Source organism: Pseudoduganella sp. RAF53_2 (assembly GCF_052113985.1).
Taxonomy (GTDB): domain Bacteria; phylum Pseudomonadota; class Gammaproteobacteria; order Burkholderiales; family Burkholderiaceae_D; genus Rugamonas.
On the sequence record NZ_JBFRDW010000337.1, the window covers coordinates 1 to 6,511 of the forward strand.

General features: G+C 62.8%; 4 protein-coding genes. 1 reads left to right on the top strand and 3 read right to left on the bottom strand.

Annotation, left to right across the window (positions count from 1 at the left end):
• Window positions 1–17: 17 nt before the first annotated feature.
• Entirely contained in the window at window positions 18–1,550 is a 1,533-nt protein-coding gene (locus AB4Z11_RS19245; protein ID WP_442026956.1) for a tryptophan halogenase family protein, read from the top strand.
• 67 nt (window positions 1,551–1,617) lie between these two features.
• On the opposite strand, the gene lpdA is transcribed toward AB4Z11_RS19245, so the two are convergent.
• The 3 genes from lpdA to AB4Z11_RS19260 all read right to left on the bottom strand — a co-directional run.
• The gene (gene lpdA / locus AB4Z11_RS19250; RefSeq protein WP_442026958.1) at window positions 1,618–3,426 is read right to left on the bottom strand and encodes a dihydrolipoyl dehydrogenase; all 1,809 of its coding nucleotides are present in this window, start codon (window positions 3,424–3,426) and stop codon (window positions 1,618–1,620) included.
• Between the two features lie 9 nt (window positions 3,427–3,435).
• On the bottom strand, window positions 3,436–5,100 hold the full coding sequence (aceF, locus tag AB4Z11_RS19255) for a dihydrolipoyllysine-residue acetyltransferase (RefSeq protein WP_442026959.1): 1,665 nt from the start codon (window positions 5,098–5,100) through the stop codon (window positions 3,436–3,438).
• 21 nt (window positions 5,101–5,121) lie between these two features.
• On the bottom strand, window positions 5,122–6,511 hold a 1,390-nt coding region (locus AB4Z11_RS19260), incomplete at its 5' end, for a transketolase-like TK C-terminal-containing protein (RefSeq protein ID WP_442026961.1).

The window sequence follows — 6,511 nt, forward strand, 5'->3', positions numbered from 1 at the left end:
GGACAGGGAGACCGGGCATGCAACCCATCAGGAATATTCTTATCGTCGGTGGCGGCACCGCCGGCTGGCTGGCGGCAGGATTTCTGGCCCGCACGCTCGGCAGCAGCGTCGGCGTGACGCTGGTCGAGTCGAAGGAGATCGGCATCATCGGCGTGGGCGAAGGCACCTTCCCTTCCATTCGCGGCACGCTGTCGACGCTGGGCATCGATGAGGCGACCTTTATCCGCGAGTGCCATGCGACCTTCAAACAAGGCGTGCATTTTGCGCACTGGGTGCGCGAGCCGGGCACGCCTGGCGCGGCCCACTACTTCCATCCTTTCAATCAGCCTTCGCAGCGTCCCGGTGGTCCTGAGCTGCTGCCCTACTGGCTGCGTGGCGCAGCAGGCGGCACTTCGTTTGCTGCCGCATCGACGCTGCAAACGGCGGTCGCTGCGGCCTCGCACGCGCCCAAACGGATTGGCGATGCGGACTACATCGCACCGCTGAACTACGCCTATCACTTCGACGCGGCCAGCTTTGCCGCCCTGCTCTGCCGCCACGCGCAGACGCTGGGCGTCAAGCGCATTGAAGCTACCGTCGATAGCGTGCAGTTGACTGAAGATGGCAGCATTGCGTCCGTCACCACGCGCGAAGCGGGTGTGCTCACCGCCGATCTGTTCGTGGATTGCACTGGCTTCCGTGCGCGCCTGATCGGCGAGGCTCTGGGATCGCCCTTCCGCAATATCAACGACACGCTGTTCGTGGATCGCGCACTGGCCCTGCAAGTGCCCTATGCGCAGCCTGATGCGCCGATTGCTTCCTACACGATTTCGACCGCGCACGAAGCGGGATGGACCTGGGATATCGGCCTGCACGACCGGCGCGGCACGGGCTACGTCTATTCCAGCCGCCATACCAGCGATGAACGCGCGGAGCAGATCCTGCGCGGTTATGTGGGCGAGGCAGGCGATGGCTTGTCGCCTCGTTTGCTCAAGCTGAACGTGGGCTATCGCGAAACGCACTGGATCAAAAACTGCGTGGCGATTGGCTTATCCGGTGGTTTCCTGGAGCCGCTGGAATCGTCCGGCATCGGCCTGATCGAAGCGGCAACCTATCTGCTCAGCTATCTCTTCCCGCACGACGGCAATCTCGCACCGGCCGCGAAGTTCTTCAACGAGCAAATGCGGCAGCGCTACGAAAAGATCGTGGACTTCGTGAAGATGCACTACTGCCTGTCGCGGCGTTCGGAAGACTTCTGGGTCGAGAACACGCTGGAGGCGACCATTCCCGAATCGCTGCGCGAGAAGCTGGCCATGTGGCGCAGCCGTCCACCGCATCGTCTGGACTTTGTAACGGACGTGGAGATGTACCCGCCCTCAAGCTGGCAGTACGTTTTGTACGGGATGGAGTTCTGCACCGAAGTCCACGGCCACTGGCCGGACCGCGCTGCGGCGGAAAAGGAATTCCGCATGATCCAGGAAGTCAGCCAGCATGCCCTGCGCGACCTTCCCACGCACCGCGCGCTGGTGAACTGGTACCGCAAAGGCGCGCCCCAACTGCGGCGCGCCTGATAAAACCCGAGGCGTAAACCTGGTGTCAGCCACATCGTGGCTGACACCTGTTTTTTGCCGTGGGTTCTTACTTCTTGCGAGGCGGAGGCAAGTCGGTGCAGACGCCTTCGTAGACTTCGGCGGCCACGCCGATCGATTCGCCCAGCGTTGGGTGCGGGTGAATCGTGCGGCCGATATCGACGCCGTCGGCGCCCATCTCGATCGCCAGGGCGATCTCGCCAACCATGTCGCCGGCGTGCGTGCCGACGATGGTGCCGCCGATAATGCGGTGGGTTTCAGCGTCGAACAGCAGCTTGGTGAAGCCTTCCGCGCGGCCATTGGCCACAGCGCGGCCGCTGGCTGCCCACGGGAAGTGGCCCTTCTCGACCTTGATGCCCTTCGCCTTGGCTTCGTCTTCGGTCACGCCAACCCATGCCACTTCCGGATCGGTGTAAGCGACGGACGGGATCACCTTGGCGTCGAAGAAGGCCTTCTCGCCATGGGCTRCTTCCGCTGCCACGTGGCCTTCGTGCACGGCCTTGTGCGCCAGCATCGGCTGGCCCACGATGTCGCCAATCGCGAAGATGTGCGGCACGTTGGTGCGCATCTGTCCATCCACGTTGATGAAGCCACGGTCGGTGACGGCCACGCCGGCCTTGTCGGCAGCGATCTTCTTGCCGTTCGGGCTACGGCCAACGGCCACCAGGACCATGTCGTAGATCTGCGGTTCCGGAGCAGCGACGCCGGCTTCGGCAGCTTCGAAGGTGACCTTGATACCTTCCGGCAGCGCTTCCACGCCAACGGTTTTGGTCTTGGTCATGATCTTGTCGAAGCGCTTCTCGTTGAATTTCTGCCAGATCTTCACTGCGTCGCGGTCGGCGCCTTGCATCAGGCCGTCCATCATTTCGACGACGTCGATACGTGCGCCGAAAGTGGAGTAGACGGTGGCCATTTCCAGGCCGATGATGCCGCCGCCGATGACCAGCATCTTCTTCGGCATGAAGCGCAGTTCCAGCGCTCCGGTGGAGTCCACGATACGCGGATCTTCAGGCACGAACGGCAGTTTCACGACGGACGAACCGGCAGCGATGATGGCCTGCTTGAACTGCACGACCTTCTTGCTGCCGYCGGCAGCAGTCACTTCGATGTGGTTCGGGCTGATGAACTGGCCAACGCCCTGCACCACATTGACCTTGCGTGCCTTGGCCATGCCGGCGAGACCGCCGGTCATGTTGCCGATCACGCCTTCCTTGTACTTGCGCACCTGGTCGATGTCGATCTGCGGCTTGGCGAAGGTGACGCCAGTCTTGGACATGTGGCTGGTTTCGTCGATCACCGATGCCACGTGCAGCAAGGCTTTCGACGGGATGCAGCCCACATTCAGGCAGACGCCGCCCAGGGTCGAATACTTCTCGACGATGACCGTGTTCATGCCCAGGTCCGCAGCGCGGAAGGCAGCCGAATAGCCGCCAGGGCCGCCGCCCAGGACCATCATGTCGCAGGTGATGTCGACCTGGCCGCTGTAGCCGCCTGCAACCGGTGCCGGTGCTGCAGCCGCCGGCGCTGCCGGAGCAGCGGCAGGCGCGGGGGCGGCAGGCGCGGGGGCAGCAGGTGCTGCCGCAGCCGGAGCCGGTGCAGCAGCTGGAGCCGACGCCGTGGAGCCCGCAGCTTCTTCGATCAACAGCAGCGGCGAACCTTCGCTCACCTTGTCGCCAACCTTGATCTTCAGTTCCTTGACCACGCCAGCGTGGGTCGATGGAATCTCCATGGACGCCTTGTCGGATTCCACGGTCGCCAGCGACTGGTCCACTTTGACGGTATCGCCAACTTTGACCAGCAGCTCAATGACTTCCACTTCCTTGAAGTCGCCAATATTCGGTACTTTTACCTCGGTCATGGCGGCTCCTTACAGAAGGATCTTGCGCATGTCGCCCAGCACTTCCGCCAGATACACGGCGAAGCGTGCACCGGAAGCGCCATCGACAACGCGGTGGTCGTAGGACAGCGACAGCGTCATCATCAGGCGCGGCACGAACTGCTTGCCGTCCCAGACTGGCTTCATCTGCGACTTGGACAGACCCAGGATCGCCACTTCAGGTGCATTCACGATAGGCGTGAAGTGCGAGCCACCGATGCCGCCCAGCGACGAGATGGTGAAGGTGGCGCCCTGCATATCGGTCGGCTTCAGTTTGCCTTCGCGAGCAGCCAGCGACAGTTCGGTCATCTCTTTCGCGATCTGCGTCACGGACTTCTGGTCGGCGTTTTTCACGACCGGCACCACCAGGCCATTCGGCGTATCGGCGGCGAAACCGATGTTGTAGAACTTCTTCAGGATCAGGTTCTCGCCCTTCTCGTCCAGCGACGAGTTAAAGGACGGGAATTTCTTCAGCGCGGCGACCGATGCCTTGATCACGAAGGCCAGCATGGTCAGCTTGGTGGCGTCCTTGTTCTTGGCGTTGGCGGCGTTGCTGTCGACGCGGAACTGTTCCAGCTCGGTGATATCCGCATCTTCGAACTGCGTCACGTGCGGGATCATCACCCAGTTGCGATGCAGGTTCGGGCCGGAGATCTTCTTGATACGCGGCAGCGGCTGCAGTTCGGTTTCGCCGAACTTGCTGAAGTCCAGCGACGGCCATGGCAGCACGCTCATGCCGCCACCAGCGCCTGCCGGAGCGGCGGCGCCTGCTGGCGACGCGGTCGCGCCGGACATCACGCCCTTAACGAAGTTCTGCACGTCCAGCTGGGTCACGCGGCCTTTCGGACCGGTGCCTGGCACGATCGCCACATCCACGCCCAGTTCGCGGGCGAACTTGCGCACGGATGGGGAGGCGTGGGCCAGCTTGCCGGAGACGCCTGGCGCGGACGGCGCAGTTGCGGCAGCAGGGGCCGGCGCCGCAGCGGCCGGTGCTGGCGCAGCGGCGGCAGCTGGTGCCGGAGCCGCCGCAGGAGCAGCTGCAGCCGGCGCGGCGGCAGCGCCACCGCCGACAGCGTCGACGACCAGCACGATCGAGCCTTCAGCGACCTTGTCGCCAACCTTGACCTTCAATTCCTTCACCACGCCAGCGTGGGAGGACGGGATTTCCATGGAAGCCTTGTCGGATTCGACGGTGATCAGCGACTGGTCCTTGGCGATGGTGTCGCCAACCTTGACCATCACTTCGATCACTTCCACTTCCTTGAAGTCGCCGATATCAGGCACTTTGACCTCGACCGGGCCAGCCGATGCAGCCGGCGCTGCGGCTGGCGCAGGCGCGGCGGCTGCAGGCGCCGCAGCAGCAGGCGCCGGAGCGGCCGCAGGAGCCGGGGCGGCAGCTGCCGGAGCAGCGGCAGCGCCATCAGCTTCAACGATCAGCAGCAGCGAGCCTTCCGCCACCTTGTCGCCAACCTTGACCTTGATCTCCTTGATCAGGCCCGTTTGCGACGATGGGATTTCCATCGAGGCCTTGTCGGACTCCACGGTCACCAGCGACTGATCGACCTTGATCGTGTCGCCGACCTTGACCATCAGCTCGATGACTTCAACTTCCTTGAAGTCGCCGATATCCGGGACTTTAACTTCTACCATGCTCATAAGTTTCGCTCCGTCTTCTCGTTATTGGGTCACCGGATTTGGCTTGTTCGGGTTGATGCCGTACTTCTTGATCGCGTCTTCCACGACGGACATGGCGATCTTGCCTTCGTCAGCCAGCGAGCGCAGCGCAGCAACCGTGATGTAGTAACGGTTAACTTCGAAGAACTCACGCAGCTTGGCGCGGCTGTCGGAACGGCCGAAGCCATCGGTGCCCAGCACTTTGTACGAGCGGCCTTTCGGCATGTATGGGCGAATCTGTTCAGCGAACTGGCGCATGTAGTCGGTGGTCGCAATGATAGGACCGGTCGACTTCTGCAGCAGCGAAGTCACGTAAGGCACGCGCTGTTCCGCGGTCGGGTTGACCATGTTCCAGCGCTCGCAGTCGATACCTTCACGCGCCACCAGGGTCAGCGACGGAGCGGACCATACGTCAGCAGCGATGTTCCAGTCGTTCTTCAGCAGTTCGGCAGCGAAGATGGACTCGCGCAGGATGGTGCCGGAGCCCACCAGCTGTACGCGTTCCTTGGCCTTCTTGTCGCCTTCCTGCAGCAGATACATACCCTTCAGGATGCCCTCCTCCTGGCCCGGCTTCAGGCCTGGGTGGGAGTAGTTCTCGTTCATGATGGTGATGTAGTAGAACACGTCTTCCTGGTTACCCACCATGCGGCGCAGGCCGTCATGAATGATCACAGCCAGTTCGTGGCCGAAGGTCGGGTCGTAAGGAATGCAGTTCGGGATGGTCGCCGCGACGATGTGGCTGTGGCCATCTTCGTGCTGCAGGCCCTCGCCGTTCAGCGTGGTTCGGCCGGCGGTACCGCCCATCAGGAAGCCGCGTGCGCGCATGTCGCCAGCTGCCCATGCCAGGTCGCCAACGCGCTGCAGACCGAACATCGAATAGTAGGTGAAGAACGGAACCATCACGCGGTTGTTGCTGGAGTACGAAGTCGCCGCAGCGATCCACGAGCTCATGCCGCCTGCTTCGTTGATACCCTCTTGCAGGATCTGGCCCGCCTTGTCTTCGCGGTAGTACATCACCTGGTCCTTGTCGACCGGCTCGTACAACTGGCCCTGCTGATTGAAGATACCGATCTGGCGGAACAGGCCTTCCATACCGAAGGTGCGGGACTCGTCAACCAGGATAGGCACCACGCGCTGGCCCAGCGACTGGTCGCGCAGCAGCGCGGTGATGATACGCACGTAAGCCTGGGTGGTGGAGATCTCGCGGCCTTCCGGCGTCGCTTCCAGCACGGCCTTGAAGGCTTCCAGCGGCGGCACCACCAGCTGCTCGTCAGCCTTGGTGCGGCGGTGCGGCAGGTAGCCGCCCAGTGCCTTGCGGCGCTCGTGCAGGTACTTCATTTCAGGCGCGTCGTCGGACGGCTTGAAGAATGGGATCTCGGCCAGCTTGTCGTCC

Excerpts from the sequence above, each read along its gene's own strand:
- AB4Z11_RS19245 (WP_442026956.1), top strand. The coding sequence starts at position 18 with ATGCAACCCATCAGGAATATTCTTATCGTCGGTGGCGGCACCGCCGGC.
- aceF (WP_442026959.1), bottom strand. The coding sequence starts at position 5,100 with ATGAGCATGGTAGAAGTTAAAGTCCCGGATATCGGCGACTTCAAGGAA.